The organism is Phocaeicola sp. GP0067 (assembly GCF_031119655.1).
Taxonomy (GTDB): domain Bacteria; phylum Bacteroidota; class Bacteroidia; order Bacteroidales; family Bacteroidaceae; genus Phocaeicola; species Phocaeicola vulgatus.
In genome coordinates this window covers 140,661-158,169 of record NZ_JAVHZY010000005.1, presented here as the reverse complement: position 1 = coordinate 158,169, position 17,509 = coordinate 140,661, and the positions used below count along the sequence as shown (strand labels likewise).

The 17,509-nt window shown below is 38.2% G+C and carries 8 protein-coding genes; 7 read left to right on the top strand and 1 reads right to left on the bottom strand.

Annotated features, from left to right (window positions below; genetic code table 11):
• Window positions 1-2 precede the first annotated feature (2 nt).
• Window positions 3-1,184 (top strand): DUF418 domain-containing protein, encoded by a 1,182-nt coding sequence (locus RE317_RS06055; protein WP_005850669.1) that lies wholly within the window; start codon window positions 3-5, stop codon window positions 1,182-1,184.
• Window positions 1,185-1,332: 148 nt separating this feature from the next.
• On the opposite strand, the gene RE317_RS06050 is transcribed toward RE317_RS06055, so the two are convergent.
• Window positions 1,333-4,800 carry an AAA domain-containing protein gene (locus RE317_RS06050; protein ID WP_008781414.1) on the bottom strand — a complete coding sequence of 1,156 codons (3,468 nt, stop codon included), beginning with the start codon at window positions 4,798-4,800 and terminating at the stop codon, window positions 1,333-1,335.
• Window positions 4,801-5,051: 251 nt separating this feature from the next.
• On the opposite strand from RE317_RS06050, the gene RE317_RS06045 reads away from it, so the two are divergent.
• From RE317_RS06045 to RE317_RS06020, 6 genes are all read left to right on the top strand, one after another.
• Window positions 5,052-7,208 (top strand): alpha-galactosidase, encoded by a 2,157-nt coding sequence (locus RE317_RS06045; RefSeq protein ID WP_032946255.1) that lies wholly within the window; start codon window positions 5,052-5,054, stop codon window positions 7,206-7,208.
• Window positions 7,209-8,092: 884 nt separating this feature from the next.
• Window positions 8,093-8,656: an RNA polymerase sigma-70 factor gene (locus RE317_RS06040; RefSeq protein WP_005844952.1), complete on the top strand. Its 564-nt coding sequence runs from the start codon at window positions 8,093-8,095 to the stop codon at window positions 8,654-8,656.
• A 106-nt stretch (window positions 8,657-8,762) separates the two neighbouring features.
• Complete coding sequence (locus RE317_RS06035) at window positions 8,763-9,692, top strand: FecR family protein (protein WP_008781416.1); 930 nt, start codon at window positions 8,763-8,765, stop codon at window positions 9,690-9,692.
• A 207-nt stretch (window positions 9,693-9,899) separates the two neighbouring features.
• A complete protein-coding gene (locus RE317_RS06030; RefSeq protein ID WP_162093996.1) occupies window positions 9,900-13,271 on the top strand; it encodes a TonB-dependent receptor in 3,372 nt (1,123 codons plus the stop codon).
• Between the two features lie 11 nt (window positions 13,272-13,282).
• Entirely contained in the window at window positions 13,283-15,073 is a 1,791-nt protein-coding gene (locus tag RE317_RS06025; RefSeq protein WP_005844957.1) for a RagB/SusD family nutrient uptake outer membrane protein, read from the top strand.
• A 113-nt stretch (window positions 15,074-15,186) separates the two neighbouring features.
• On the top strand, window positions 15,187-17,505 hold the full coding sequence (locus RE317_RS06020) for an alpha-L-rhamnosidase C-terminal domain-containing protein (protein WP_032946252.1): 2,319 nt from the start codon (window positions 15,187-15,189) through the stop codon (window positions 17,503-17,505).
• The last annotated feature ends 4 nt before the right edge of the window (window positions 17,506-17,509 follow it).

The window sequence follows — 17,509 nt, the reverse complement described above, 5'->3', positions numbered from 1 at the left end:
TCATGGAAAAACAATTATCAGAAAAACTGCCACGCGTTGAGGTGGTGGATGCTTTACGGGGATTTGCAGTCATGGCAATTCTTTTAGTGCATAGTTTGGAGCATTTCATCTTTCCGGTTTATCCGGTAGACCAGCCTGCATGGTTGAATATACTGAATGACGGGGTATTCAATGTTACATTTACTTTATTGGCTGGAAAATCGTATGCCATTTTTGCTTTGCTGTTTGGATTTACATTTTATATTCAGTCGGCTAACCAACAGCGTAAAGGAAAAGATTTTGGTTATCGTTTTCTGTGGCGTTTGCTGTTATTGGTAGCTTTTGCTACGCTGAATGCAGCTTTTTTTCCGGCAGGAGATGTGTTGTTGCTGTTCTCGGTAGTGGGAATCGTATTGTTCGTGGTGCGCAAGTGGAGTGACTGTGCCATACTAGTTACGGCTATTTTGTTTTTATTGCAGCCCGTTGAGTGGTATCATTATATAGTAGGTCTGTTTGATCCTTCTCATACTTTGCCCGATTGGGGAGTGGGCGCGATGTATAAAGAAGTGGCGGAATATACCAAAGAGGGGAATTTGTGGGAGTTTTTGGGTAAGAATATGACCTTTGGTCAGAAAGCCAGTCTATATTGGGCTCTGGGAGCAGGGCGTTTTTGGCAGACTGCCGGCTTGTTTTTGATGGGATTATATATCGGACGCAAACAATTGTTTGTTACTTCCGAAAAACATACTCGTTTTTGGGTGAAGGCTCTTATCATTTCCGCTATCTCTTTTGCTCCGCTTTTCCAACTGAAAGAGTTGATTATGGCTAGTGACAGTGAACTCATTCGCCAGACTGCCGGAACTGCTTTTGATATGTGGCAAAAGTTCGCTTTTACATTTGTACTGGTTGCTTCTTTTGTATTGCTTTATCAACGGGATAGGTTCAAGAATTTTGTATCAAATCTTCGTTATTATGGTAGGATGAGTCTGACTAATTATATCACCCAATCTATTGCCGGAGCTATTATTTATTTCCCTTTCGGACTTTATCTGGCTCCGTACTGTGGATATACGTTGAGTTTGTTGGTTGGTTTTGTACTCTTTTTGTTGCAAGTACAGTTCTGCAAGTGGTGGTTGAAAGGACATAAGCAGGGACCGTTAGAGAGTCTTTGGCATAAATGGACCTGGATGTATTCCAAAAAATAAGGAACTCTGGGCAGGAGTTGCATATGCTATACGGAAGAGAGGAAAAGGCAAAAAGTAATTTGTCTTTTCCTCTCTTCCGTATAGGGACTGATTCTTGTTTCCCAAGTTTCCCGAATATCATAAAAAGGATATCAGTTCAGGATTATAATCAATTGTTTTTGCCTTCTATCTGAATTTGAATTGCTTGTCCTGTACGTTGCAGACATTCTATAAAAATAGAAAGATGATTGGTCTTTTGCATCAACTCACATATAATTTCCTTTTCTTCTGTGCACCAAGGTTCATAAGCACGTGGGAAAGTTTCACGTTGTTTATGGATATAAGGTGGAAGGACTGTTTTCTGAATGCCTAACTCTTGGACTTTTTGTTTTATACGGCAAATATCTTCTTCTGTACAATCATTAAAAGATTCTTTTGTAAAGAACCCCGGATATTTTTGGTCAATGTCAAGATTGATTGTAGGCTTAGATAGGGATTGAAAGGTTTTTTCTCTGCTTTCTAGTTCCTTTATCAGATTGTTGATGTACTCATCGGCTTGAACAGATGATACAACTATGGAACATTCGTGGCGGGAGTATTCTTTATGGCGGTTGGCGGATAACCAGTTGAAAGAACCCTCTATAAGTGTATGGTTATCAATGGCCAATGATTTATTGTGGATACCTTTTACTTCAATGAGGGTTGCGCCATTTTCTATTAATATGTTCCGTCCCTCTTCGGCACGGCTGAGCAACTGATTGGTTTTCGTATCATAATCTAGAGACGAATCGGTGTAGACTGTGACATTCACTCCTCGTTGTACCGTGTGGCGTATCAGCGGAACCAACTGGTCGTTTTCTATGGCGTGGATAGATATGAATGGAGATACAATCAGCAGACGGTGTCTTGCTTTTTCAAAAGCTTGGTGCAGAACCTGGATATGCTCTTCTGTGGTGGACAGACGAAGGGTGGGGTGGTAGGTGCACAGCGGAACTTCCTGTTGGTAAATAAAGTTGTTGGAAATCTCGTTGGATGGATCATCGAAAAGCCATTTAGCCATATTTCCTACCGGGGTGTTTTCTTCCGGATGGAAAATATTCATGTTGCCAAAAACAATGAAATGATGCTGAGCGCGCGATATCGCTACATTGAGCATATTGTATTTTCCATCACGCTCCATAAAAAGAGAATGGTCTTCGGGAGAGTTGACTGTTGAAAAAAGAACAATCGGACATTGGGCACCTTGCAGGGAATGTACTGTGCCGATGATCATATCTTTATATTTCTCATTTCCTGATATTTTTTGTATTTGATGCCGTATTTCGGCTTCTTGGGCTTTAAAAGGAGTTACTACGGCTACAATTTCATGAATAGGCTTTTTATAGGTCTTTTCCAGATTATCTTTTTCCAGTTCCAGCCAACAGACAATGGCTTCCGCTTCAGCCCGGTTGAGGCGACTTCCTGTTTTTCCAGGGCTGCTGTAACTGTTGATGTGTACATATCCTTTGGAAGGGAGGGACTTGTATTTTACTTCGTTACCTTTTTTAGGAAGTAACCTGCCGTGGTAAACATAATCATTGCAATAGGCAATAATGGAATCTACGCATCGTCTGTGTTCGGTCAGAAAAGCTCCTTTTTCACCTTTTACTGTAAAATTACAGCTTTTACGTGCCAGTTTCATTATACTTCCGGAAGAAGAAAGGAAACCATTGTTTTCTAAAAAACGGTATTTTTCCGAGGACTGGTTGGAAACAATGCCCAGATTCTTTAAATTAATGAATGAATATTCATCAGAAATGGACCATACAGGCTCTATTTGTTGAATATCACCTACTAAAATCGCTTGCTTGGCCAAACTGAAGGAGGGAACGGCAAGTTCGGGTGAAACTTGTCCGGATTCATCTACAATCAACAGATCTATTCCATTGTATAAAGGAATATCCCATTTTCCGTTCTCCGCATAGGTCATATACTTGGGTAGAGAATGGAAAGTAGAGATGAAAACAGGCATTACGCAAGCCAAACGTTTTAATCTTTGGGTATAGGCTTCTTGTGTGCGCTGCTTGCCTTCATCGCACTTGCTTAACCGGTGAATAAACTCGGCTTCCCGATAATGTATGGCATACCAGAACATTTGATACCGATAGCTGATATCCAGCCTTACTGCCATGTCTTCTGTATAAGGCAAGTTGCCATACTCAGGGTTGGAACTTATTTTTTCGTAACGTTCTTTGAATTCTTCTGTCAAAGTCCACTGTTCTATTACTTTGTCGTAGGAGGGTAATGGCTCATGGAATTTGCGGATAAACTTCTGTAATATATTGTTTTCCTTCCGGTTTCCGTATTCTGTTGTTTCGGCAGCTTGGATACAGAGAATAATCTTTTTTTGGAGGGCTTGCATTTCTTTACGGAGAAATTGTCGGCATTTTGTTTCGTCTTGATAGTTTTTCTTGAAAAAGTTATTGAAGCATTGCAGATAGAATTGTTTGTACTCTTCTTGACGTTCAGGTGTATCGTATGCTGCCGGAAATCCATCCCCTTTGGGGTTGAACATCATTTTGTACTGTTGTTGCAGCTCTTTTTTCCCTGACAGATATAAGCCTAATGTATCCAGTTCGGGTAGCCAGCGGTTGGACAACCGGGGATGTGTTGTGTCATTGGTTGTTTCCGCTTTGAAATCCTTCAGGATATTGGTGATTGCCTGATTATTAGCTGAACTTGCAACTATAATTTCCGGCTCTTCCGGATTGTTTAGAATATTATGAGCAAGTCTGTTTGCGATGACAGTTTGCAGAAAAGTGGTTTTTCCTGTTCCCGGAGGACCGTTGACGACAAAAATATCAGCACATTCCGGTGTTGTGTACATTGCTAGTGTTTCGCGTTGAGATATGGACAAAGGAAAGTCGCTGCTCATTTGTGCCCAGTGTTCTTGGTTGCAATATACTTTCCGGTTAGTTGGAATAGGAAGAGCGTTAGCAGATTTTGTTTGTATTAATAAATTCAACAGGGGATGTGGAGTGGTATTGTCATCTTTTAAGAGTTTGTCATATAGTGTGATTATGGGCTGTGCCATATTGCGCTCGGAGGCTTTTATGATAATGATTTCTGGATTATCATAGTAATTCATTGTGCTGAAAGTTTTGCCGGTTGCTTTCTTGAAAAGCTGCTCGCATGCTTGCCAATAGGCCTCCCATTTTGTTTCTTCAGTGTTAAAATTGGATAGTAGTTGATCTACTTTTGAAAGAGAAGCTATAGTGCGGTCATTGGCTGCATTAGGCTCCAAAAATTTACGAATAAATATTGGGATTCTGTCTGATTCGTTCTCGCATACGGTTAGTTTGCCGTCAGGCAACATGGTGGCAGTAATCAAGAAGGGATATTCCGGTCTTTCTGATTGGGAAGTCCAGCCGTTTTCAAATTCGGGCAAAAGAATACAAGGAGCAATCATCACTTTTTGTTTTTCATTGCTGTCTTCTGCTTTCCAATCAGGGAAAATAACAGGAATACTTTTGAGAGGAATGAATTTAAGTATCTTGTCACCAATGTTTAGGGTGATTCGTGGTCCTTTGAGAGCAATAGCTTTGCGCTCTGCATCTTGAAGACAAGTTTTCCAGTATTTTAGTAAGGTCTGGTCCATTTGTTTTTACGTTTGTGTGATGGAATAATTTACAAATATAAGAAAATAGGTGAAAAGAATACGGTAATTGGAGTAACATTCCTGAATTTATGATTTTTTTACATTAAGAGGGATTGGAGATGTCGGGATAATCATAAGGATAAAAATTCATTTAAAAAAGAAATTGAGTATTAGTGTTTTTATGGTATATTTGAAGAGTGAATTTTAAAATTGGGCTTTTTGCACTATAATTTTAATCGATGAATAATACCATGAAAGAAAGATTGCTCTTCTTGATATGTTTTTTATGCATATCATTTATGTTAAAGGCGGCGGATAAGCCAGTAATTAAAATTAGTACAGAAAATGTAGACCTTATTTACCGGGTTGGTAATAATGGACGTCTATATCAAAGTTATTTGGGAAAGAGGTTGAATCATGCTACAGATATTGCCCACTTGCCGCAGGGCAGCGAAGCATATCTGACTCATGGCATGGAAGATTATTTTGAACCGGCTATTCATATAGTGCATAATGACGGCAATCCTTCTACTTTGTTAAAATATGTATCTCATACTCGGAATCAAGTGTCGCCGGGGGTAGATGAAGTAGTGATTACTATGCAGGATGATAAATATCCTGTAACTGTAAAACTTCATTATGTGGCTTACCAGAAAGAAAATCTAATAAAGACTTTCACTGAAATCAGTCATCGGGAAAAGAAACCTGTGCAGCTTCATAAGTATGCGTCTTCCATGTTGCACTTGAATCGTGCCAACTATTTCCTGACTGAATTCTCGGGAGACTGGGCCAGTGAGGCGCATGTGAAGGAACAGCCTTTGGAATTTGGTAAAAAAACGATTGATACCAAGTTGGGAGCACGTGCCAATATGTTCTGCTCTCCTTTCTTCCAACTTGCATTGGACGGAAAGTCAGAAGAGAACCAAGGTGAAGTGTTGGTCGGAACATTAGGATGGACAGGTAATTTCAGTTTTGTATTCGAAGTAGATAATAAGAACGAACTGCGTGTTATTTCGGGTATTAATCCGTATGCTTCGGAATATAGTCTGAAACCGAATGAAATCTTCCGTACTCCCGATTTTTATTTTACTTACAGTTTTACAGGTAAAGGACAGGCTAGCCGTAATTTCCATGATTGGGCCCGTAAGTATCAGGTAAAGGATGGGAACCAGACTCGTATGACTTTGTTGAATAATTGGGAAGCCACCTATTTTGATTTTGATGAAGCGAAATTGGTGAAGTTGATGGATGATGCAGTAGAACTGGGTGTGGATATGTTTTTGTTGGATGATGGTTGGTTTGCCAACAAGTATCCGCGCAGTGGTGATCATCAAGGGTTAGGTGACTGGGATGAAACGGCTGACAAGCTTCCTCATGGCATTGGTTATCTGACGGAAGCCGCTAAGAAAAAAGGTATAAAGTTCGGTATCTGGATTGAACCGGAAATGGTGAATCCTAAGAGTGAGTTGTATGAAAAGCATAAAGACTGGGTGATTCATCTTCCGAACCGTGACGAGTATTATTTCCGTAACCAGTTGGTTCTGGATTTGAGTAATCCGAAAGTACAGGATTATGTGTTCGGAGTTGTGGACAATTTGATGACGAAATATCCTGATATCGCTTTCTTCAAATGGGATTGCAATAGCCCTATTACAAATATTTACTCTGTTTATTTGAAAGACAAGCAGTCACATTTATATATTGATTATGTGCGTGGCTTATATAATGTATTGGAACGTGTGAAAGCAAAATATCCTGATCTGCCGATGATGCTTTGTTCCGGTGGCGGTGGGCGTTCGGATTATGAGGCTTTGAGCTATTTTACAGAATTCTGGCCTAGTGATAATACCGATCCTATTGAACGTTTATTTATTCAGTGGGGATTTTCACAGGTGTTCCCAGCCAAGACAATGTGCGCTCATGTTACCACATGGAATAAGAATAGCAGTGTGAAATTCCGTACGGATGTGGCTATGATGTGCAAACTCGGTTTTGATATAAAATTAGCGGATATGAGTAAGGATGATGAAACTTATTGCCGTACTGCTGTACAGAATTATAACCGTTTGAAACCGGTCGTTCTGGAAGGCGATATGTACCGTTTGGTATCTCCTTATGGCAGTAATCATACCTCTACTATGTATGTGGGCAAAGATAAGGATAAAGCAGTTGTATTTGCTTTCGATATTCATCCCCGTTATGCGGAAAAAACATTGCCGGTGCGTTTGCAGGGGCTTGATGCAGACAAAATGTATCGTGTGAAAGAAATCAACTTGATGCCCGGAGCCAATTCTTCTTTATCAGGCAATGGTGAGGTTTTCTCTGGAGAATTCTTGATGAATGTAGGATTGAATCTATTTACTACACAGCAACTCAACAGTCGTGTAGTTGAAGTAGTAGCTGAATGATTAGGGATTGATTGTATATAATTTAGTGTATTGCCTTCATTATTTGTTTTTATGAATGATGAAGGCAATTTTCTTTTCTATAGATGAATGATACTTGATCGGTTTGATTATGAATCATAGAAGATGCCGTGACACATGATAGATCTTCAGGTGTCATCGTTATATATGTTACACTTGTAAGATATATAATCTTTCGGGTTTAGGTTCTATATCAGAGCGGACTGTTACTTGTTAAGAAAAAACATTCATAGCCTCCGGAGGTTGGAACAGGGGACTAACAAGTTTGTTCAAGTAGGGCTGTTGCAGGGGGGCGGGTTTTATATCTTGGGGGAAGTGTATATTTATATATAGGCTCCTTCACATCCAATTTCCCTTCCGTACCAGAATATTTTTTACTCTGAAGACAGATCTGACCTTCTGAATCACATTAACCTGCGCACATCTACAATAATCAACTTTTTCTTGAACAGTCTGTCGTATCTTCGTGTTCATAAATAAAATGAAAAAGGAAAATACTGAAGTTTTAACTCTGGATCATGGTAGCCCGCTTTTTACCGTTATTGGACGATGATTAACGAATGTAGCCGTACCGATAAAGAATTCCTCGTAAATAGGACGGAAACCAAAGCATATGAGATGGGTTTGTTTCTTTCGACGAAATCAAAGGCCGGTCACGATTGCGTTCCATCATGGTAATGATATTCTTTGTATATACTTTGTTTATAGATGTTGAATTGATGTCTTTATGTGTGATATATTTTAGAAATCACCGTGTAATTTAGTTTCTATTTACTTGCAAAAGTCAAGGACTTTTGCGAATATTGCATATATTATGTATAATTTATAAAATATTTTTTATCACACCAACAGGCTAGTATAATATAATGGAACAAGTTTCAGATTTATCATTATTCAATGAACTTTTTACAATATACAAAGGTCGTTTCGTCCGGTTCGCACAAACCTTTACCCGTGATGCTACTATAGCTGAAGACATTGTGATAGATTCCCTTATTTACTATTGGGAACATAGAACCGAACTTAATAAAGAGTCTAATATACCTGCATATGTGCTTACGGTTATCAAACATAAATGTTTGAATTATCTTCAACACAAAACAGTTATTAAAGAAGTATCTGAACAATTGTACGAACATGCCCAATGGGAACTGAATACCCGTATTGCCACCTTGGAAGCTTGTGAACCTTATGAAATTTTTGCGGCTGAAGCACAAAAAATAGTCAATGACACTTTGGATCTTCTGCCAGAACGTACCCGAGAAATTTTTATAATGAGCCGTATTCAGAACCTTCCGCATAAAGAAATTGCCGAAAAGCTGAATATCAGCTATAAATCGGTAGAATTTCATATCACAAAAGCTTTAAGAGAACTACGGATACAACTAAAAGATTATCTACCTTTTTTTATTTATTTCCTTTTAAAATAAAAAAAACACCTTTTTTCATTAGGGATATGAAAGCATCACTTGCTTATATGTATAGTAAGAAGATAAATAAATTTATATTATCTTTTATTATACAATATAACAGAGTATGGATAAAAATTTGTTAATACGTTTTTTTGAAGGTCAGGCTACTACGGACGAAGAGATGAAAGTTCGTAAGTGGATGGAAGCATCAACTGAAAACCGTCGTACTTATTTTAAAGAAAGAAAGATGTATGATATGACATTGCTTCTGAGTAAAGACACGAAAAAAGAAACTGTTTCACAGTCTTCAAAAAAGAAGTTTAAATTTAGGAAATTTATAGAAATTGCAGCAGTTGCAGCGATTACTCTGGTCATCACACTATTTTACAAGAACCAAGAGCGACAAGAATATTGGCTCACTGCTCAAAAAATCAGTGTTCCAGCTGGTCAACGTATCAATTTGGAATTGTCTGATGGAACCAAAGTTTGGCTGAATTCTCGTACTAAAATTGAATATCCTGCAGTTTTCGCAGATAAAGAACGCCGGATTAAACTTGACGGTGAAGCCTACTTTCAGGTTGCTCAAAATATTCATAAACCTTTTATTGTACAAACTCCAAAAGGAAATGTAGAAGTGCTTGGTACCCAATTTAATGTGGAATCTTATTCGGATGACAGTACCTTTGCGACAGCGTTGATGGAAGGGGCTGTAAAGATAACCGCAGGCAATTATCAGTGCCAACTCAAACCTAACCAGATGGCTTATCTTAAAGATGGAGAAATAAAAGTGGCTCCTATTGAAGATTATAATCCTTATCGTTGGCGAGAGGGGATTATCAGTTTCAAGGATGCAACTTTCCCTTATATCATTCATAAATTTGAAAAATACTACGGTGTGGAAATCCGTATAGAAAATAAAGCTGTGATGAATTATCGTTGTACAGGTAAGTTCCGTCATTCTGATGGTGTGCGATATGCTTTACGAGTGCTACAAAAAGATGTGGATTTTCAGTTTGTACGCGATGAAGAAAACCATATTATTTACATAAAATAAATTTGCCTATGAAACAATACTAAGAAAACACATTCCTTTCAATTGAAAAAAAGAGTGCCGACAAGTTTGGCCGCATGTCAGCACTCACTATTAACACAATTCTAATAACTGTATTAATCATTAAAGTGTAACAAAGATATGAATAATATTTCTTTGTGGGAAATTTTATACCCCCAAAAATTACGGACAAATCGAATTTATAAGATTATGAAAATTACCCTGACTCTGGTATTTGTGTCAATTTTCAGTATGTTTGCGGGTAATATACACTCGCAAAACGCACGCATTACATTCACCAAGAACAATGCTACTCTTGAGTCTGTTTTAAATGAAATTGAAAACCAAACAGATTACTTGTTTATTATCAATTCGAATATCGATACTCATCAAAAAGTGTCGGTAAGAGCAGATGACACTCCTGTATCTAAAGTTTTGGACGAACTTTTTCATGATACTGAAATACATTATACTATGGAAGGAAGTCATATAGTCCTTTCAAACAAGCCCCAACCTGCCATTTTGCAACAAACACGTAAAATAACGGGACGTATCTTAGATGAGAATGGTGAACCTTTAATAGGTGTAAGCGTCATGCTTAAAGGTACTTCAAACGGTACTATCACCAATATAGACGGTGATTATACGTTAAGTGGTGATATTACCGATAAATCAGTGCTGGAAGTAACTTATATCGGAATGAAAAAACAAGAAATAACTGTGGGAAACCGTACACGCATCAATATCACCATGACTTCAGATAATGAGATGCTGGATGAAGTGATAGTCGTGGGATACGGTACACAAAAAAAAGTTAATTTGAGTGGTGCTGTAGAAAGTGTAGGAGGAAAAACTTTAGCCAATAGAGCAACCAATAGCATAGGAACGATGTTACAGGGTATCGTACCTAACCTTAATATAAGTATTGGTGATGGCCAAGCTAATTCTGTTCCAACCTTCAATATTCGAGGTGAGACTTCTATTAATGGTGGTTCTCCTTTAATTGTGATTGATGGTATTCCAACCGAAACTGCATTCTTTAGCCGAATGAACAGCTCGGATATAGAAAGTATATCTGTTCTTAAGGATGCATCATCAGCGGCTATCTATGGTGCAAAAGCCGCTTATGGGGTTATTTTAGTAACTACTAAAAAAGGAGAAAAAGGGGAAAAGATCAATGTTGATTTTGACAACTCCATTACAGTGCGTAAATTGGGGCGCATGCCTAAAATCGTAAAAGATCCTTATATACAGGCTAGCTATAAAAAAATTATGGGTAAGCCTTGGTACGATCTTTATTCAGACGAGGATTTAAAATACATTGAAAAGATGAAAGAAGACCCAACCTTACCTAATGTGATTCCAAGTTTCAGTAATCCAGAATATTATACCTATTTAGGGAATACAGACTGGTTTTCGGAAATATATGATAACACAGGTATAACTCACTCTCATAATTTAAGTTTGTCAGGCGCTTCCGAAAAGGCTTCTTATTATATAGGTATGGAATATATGCAGGAAAGAGGGCTCTTAAAAATTAATAAGGACATTATGGATCGTTATAATTTCCGCTCAAAAGTAGATTTCAAAGTAGCCGATTGGTTGACTTTTGGCAATAATACGTCTGCTCTGTACTATACATACAAGCGACCTAGTTCCTTCTATTCATGGTTATTTAATAGGATTAATGATACCAATACTTTAATGACCGTGAAGAATCCTGATGGGTCATGGACAAAAGAAGGAGCAGAATTGATTGGATCACTTTCTGAAGGAGAAGCCCAAACGACGGAACTCAGTCTGCAATCGCAATTTACTATGACACTGGCTTTGATTAAGAATGTATTATCTATCAAAGCCGATGCAACGGCCCGATTGGGAAATAGAGAAACAGAACAATGGGATAGTGATATGAACATACCTTATAAACAGGGGCCTAATCTTGCCGATGAATATTTAGGTTGGGTAGATATGGCTCAACTTGCCAAGGAAAGAGATTACTATACTAGTGTAAATGCTTATATAGACTTTACTAAGTCATTTGGTAAACACCAGGTAAGTGCATTGGCTGGATTTAATCAAGAATATAACTCACACCGATATATGCGAGGTGAGCGTGAAGAATTAATTAGTTCATCATTACCCAGCGTAGAATTAGCTACCGGAAGTGCACGTGTGCGCGAGGATAATTATGAATGGGCCACGCGTGGTGGTTTTTTCCGTCTGAATTATATTTATAACAATAAATATATTTTTGAAGCAAATGGACGTTATGATGGGTCTTCTCGCTTCCCCAAAAATGATCGTTTCGGTTTCTTTCCTTCTATATCAGCTGCTTGGATTATTTCACAAGAGAAATTTATGCATGCCACCCAAAATTGGTTGAATTACGCGAAATTGAGAATTTCGTATGGAGCTCTAGGCAATCAGGATGTAAGCTACTATGAATATATTGCAAGTATGGGATCTAGCGAACAACAATTGTTGATTAATGGTATAAAACCTATGGGCGTTACCCCCAGTGGCCTAGTTTCAAATTCGTTGACTTGGGAAAAAGTATATACCAAAAACATAGGATTGGATTTGAATTTCTTTAATAACCGGCTTACCTTTTCGGGAGATATATATCGCAGAGATACGAAAGATATGCTTACGAAAGGTAAGACTCTTCCTAGTGTGTTGGGAGCTTTAGAGCCACGCATTAATGCGGCAGATATGAAAACTGAAGGTTGGGAAATATCCTTGGGATGGAGAGACTTGTTTAATTTGGGGAATAAGCCTTTTAGCTATAATGTCAAATTTATCCTGTCAGACAATCGTTCTTTTATTACTCGGTTTGATAATCCTACTGGTAATTTGGACGATTGGTATGAAGGCTGTGAGATAGGAGAAATATGGGGATTAGTGACAGAAGGATTTTTCAAAGATCAAGCAGATATTGATAACCATGCTGATCAATGGGATGTAACTTCCTATCCTGGTGACCGTCCTATTGAACCGGGAGATTTGAAATATAAGGACTTGGATAACAATGGAAAGATTAACAATGGTTCTTGGACTGTAAATGATCCTGGTGACTATAAAGTAATTGGTAACAATGCGTCACGATATAATTATGGTGCTGATTTTACAGCCGAATGGAATGGACTTGATTTCCGTGTTCTGTTGCAAGGAGTAGGCAAAAAGGATTGGTATCCGGAAAGTCATTATTTCTTTGGCATATATAGAGCTCCTTGGGGAAATGTGCTTGAAAATAATTTAGACCATTGGACTCCAGAAAATACTGATGCTTATTTCCCAAGATTAAAATCTTATATTGCAGAAGGTGGAAAGGACTTGGCAATTAATCAGACGCGATATTTGCAAAATGCAGCCTATCTCCGCATAAAGAATATCACTATCGGTTATACATTACCTAAAAAGTTTACGATGAAAGCTAAATTAGAACGAGTAAGATTATATCTTACAGGCGATAATATTTTTGAGTTTACCAAGCTTTCAAAGAATTATGACCCTGAAATATTAGGAACCAGCCATCCTATGCAACGATTGTTCACCTTTGGATTAAACTTATCATTCTAAAAATACTAATTATGAAAATAAAAAAAATAGCATATATTTTATGTGGACTATTACTGGTCAGTTGTAATGATTCCTTTCTGGAAAGGTATCCTGATACCGATTTGTCGGATAAAACATACTTTACTTCCGAAAAAGATTTGGAACTTTATACTAATACTTTCTATAATGAGTTAATCTATTATTATCACGATTACGCGACAGACAATGCTTCTATCTATTCTGAACCTACAGAAATAGTCAACATGATGCATGGAGGAATCACCGAACAGTCAGTAGGAGGTTGGGATAATTGGGGTACTTTGAGAAAGTATAATATTCTTCTGGAGAATGTCCATAAGACAAAAGGATCACCTACGGTCATCAATCACTATATTGGAATTACACGTTTGATGCGTGCTCAGTGGTATTATGAGATGATAAAACGTTTCAATGAAGTACCCTGGTATTCCACTTCACTTAAAGATACGAGTACAGATCTTCTTTACAAAGGGAAAGACAGTCGTGAGTTAGTTGTCGATTCTATCTTTAAAGATTTGGAATTTGCGGTCAACCATATCTCGGCAGATATGAAGAATAGAAGTGTCATCAATAAATGGTATGCTTATGGCATGATGGCTCGTATAGCGCTGCATGAAGCCTCTTTCCGTAAATATCATGATGAATTGGGGTTACAGGTCAGTGCCGAACATTTCTATAAGATAGCTATAAACGCTTGTGAAAAAATAATGGAAACCCATTTGTTTTCTATTGATAAAAGAGGAGGAATAGATAATGCTTATGAAAATCTGTTCATAAGTAATAATTTAGGAGATAGTCCGGAAATTCTCTTGTTTAAGGATTTTGATGACAAGCAAAACATTAAACATGATGCAGCAAGAAGAGTTTTCAGTTATGTGAGCAGTTTAAGCCGTAGCTTAATGGAAAATTATGAATACATCAAAAATGGTAAAGCTATTCCATTCACCTCAGTTCCTGATTATGATAAGATGTCTATGCCCGAGACGTTCAAGAATCGGGATCCCCGTTATAAACAAACTTTTATGTATCCAGGATATATTCGTCCGGGAGAAAACAGGCCTTTTGTTCCTAACTTATACTTAGGAGGATATCCTCAAACTAAATTTGTAGCTCAAACAGCTGACCAAATGGATTGGTTTCGTTCTTACAATGACATCCCGGTAATGCGTTATGCTGAAATTTTATATATTTACGCTGAAGCTAAAGCGGAGTTGGGTATTTTGAAGCAGGCGGATTTGGATGCAACCATCAATGTAGTAAGAGATAGAGTGGGTATGCCTGCCATATTATTAGCTTCTTTGAACTTGAATGCAAATTTGGAAAAACAATATCCTAATGTAACAGGTTCCCAAAAGGAAGTTATTCTCGAAATTCGTCGTGAGCGAAGAATTGAATTTGCTTGCGAATGCTTTAGATATGATGATTTGCTTCGATGGAAATCAGGGAGATTATTTGAAGAGATTCAGCAAGGTGTATATATTGACCAATTTGGACTACACGACTTTACAGGTGACGGAATTCCTGATGTAGGTATTTTTGAAAGTGAAGCAGCTAATACAATACCTGAATCGGAACGAAACAATTATGTATTCTATTATATGAAAGAAAGTTCAGGAGCCCAAACTGCGATTTGTCTGTCAGAAAAAGATCATGGTTACATCATGTCGTCTACTGAAGTAAATTCGAACACACGTAAATTTGAAGAACCTAAATATTATTATTTTCCGATACCAAAGCAACAGCTTATACTAAATGAAAACCTTAGCCAAACTAAATTTTGGTAATTACACAATTATAGGCTGGGGATAGCTCCCTAGCCCTATAATAAAAAATAGAATAATAAATAGAAGATAGATAGTTCATGTCTTCTATAAACCGTATAGCTCATTTCTATATCATGAAAAAATATTTCTTAACTCTAGTCATCCTATGTGTTGTTTCCCTACAGTTGTCTGCGGTGTCTGTTCCACAATGGATTACTGCTTTTGAGAATCAAAATGCGACAAATTCTTGGATATGCTTTCAAAAGGAATTTAATATAAATGCTGTTCCTGCCAAAGCTTTAACTCGTATTGCAGCAGACAGCAAATATTGGCTTTGGATTAACGGCAAACTGGTTGTCTTGGAAGGTGCCGTAAAACGTGGTCCTAATCCCAATGACACCTATTATGATGAAGTGGATATAGCCCCACACCTCAAGCAAGGACATAATCTTATATCTGCGTTAGTATGGTATTTTGGCAAAGAAGGATTTTCATATAATCCCAGTGGTCAAGGCGCTTTCTTGTTCGATTGCCAAACTGCTGAGCTCACCTTGCAGAGTGATGACTCGTGGAAAGCCGCCATGCACCCTGCTTATTATACCCCATTGGCGCCGTATCCTAATTTCCGTTTACCTGAATCAAGTATCGGATTTAATGCAGAACTCGCTATGGACAATTGGGAAAAAGGTGAAAACGCAGCATGCCAATATTGGGCCAAAGCACGTGTGGTTGGAAAGGAAGGCGATGCACCATGGAATAAACTGCATCATCGTATCATTCCGCTTTGGAAAGATTTTGGTTTGAAGAATTACGTCTCACAAACTGTTCACAGCGGTACAATAAATGATACTTTAGTTTGTCAGCTTCCTTACAATGCTCAAATTATGCCTTACATGGAGTTGGAAGCAGAGAAAGCCCATTCAGTCGTTACTATATTTACAAGCCACTATCAAGGAGGAAGCGCATATAATGTCAGAGCAGAATATCTGACCAAAAAAGGAAAGCAGTCGTATGAAAATAAAGGTTGGATGAACGGTGAGAAAGTATATTACATTTATCCCAAAGGAATAAACCTTACCAAAGTACAGTTCAGAGAGACAGGATATAACACAGAATTCGAAGGATACTTTCGCTGTAACGATCCTTTCTTGAATAAAATGTGGGAGAAATCACAACGCACACTTTATATTACCATGCGTGATACTTATATGGATTGTCCTGACAGAGAGCGGGCTCAATGGTGGGGTGATGAAGTGAACGAATCAGGAGAAGCCTTCTATGCATTGTCGGTGAGCAGCCATCTGCTCATGAAAAAAGGGATGTATGAACTCATGGGGTGGCAGCGTCCTACAGGAGAAATCTTCGCTCCTATCCCTTCGTCCAACTATCACACTGAACTTCCCGGTCAAATGTTGGCGTCTATCGGTTACTTTGGTTTTTGGAATTATTATTTGAATACAGGAGACCTTAAAACCATTAGAGATCTATATCCCAAAATACAAAAATACTTGGATATTTGGCAGAAGAATAACGATGGTACCATCACCTTCAGAGCCGGAGAATGGACTTGGGGTGATTGGGGAAAAAATATTGATATCAAAGCGCTCTTTAATGCTTGGTACTATATTGCTCTAAAAGGGCAGCAACACATGGCTACCGCTTTGGGAATGAATGCAGAAGCAGATGCTATACTCCAAGAGATGAAAGCACTGAAAAAGGCATTTAACGCCGCATTTTGGAATGGAAAAGCTTACCGTCATCCTGATTATAGGCTAAAGACAGATGACCGGGTACAAGCTTTAGCCATCGTGTCTGGCTTAGCAGATAAAGAAAAATATCCTGCATTGATTAAAGTATTGAAGCAGAATGAACATGCCAGTCCTTATATGGAAAAGTATGTCATAGAAGCTCTTTTTAGAATGGGGGAAAATTATTATGGGATGGAGCGTATGAAACGGCGTTTTGCTGAAATGGTGAACGATTCTGAACACACGACCCTTTATGAAGGATGGGGGATTGGTCCTAATGGATTCCCCGGTGGTACTACCAATCATGCCTGGAGTGGCGGCGGTCTTACTATCCTGTCGCAATATGTGTGCGGTATAACTCCTACGGAAGCCGGATATAAGGCTTATCGTATAGCTCCGCAACCTACAGGAGTGAAAGAGGCTGAAATTTTAGTTCCCACAGTTAAAGGAAACATTAAAGTTTCCTTTAAAGATGATGAAAGGACGTTTCAACTTCAGGTAAATTCACCACAAGGTCCACGTGCTACCATCTGCCTGCCTTTCCAATGCAAAAGCATCACGTTGAATAACAAGCTAATTTGGAAAAACGGGAAAGACATATCACATAAAAGCAGCATAGTCAAATGCATTCATCAAGATAAGGATGAAAGTATCTTTATCACTATGAAAGAAGGTGGAAATTGGACATTCAATATAAACAAATAGTTCG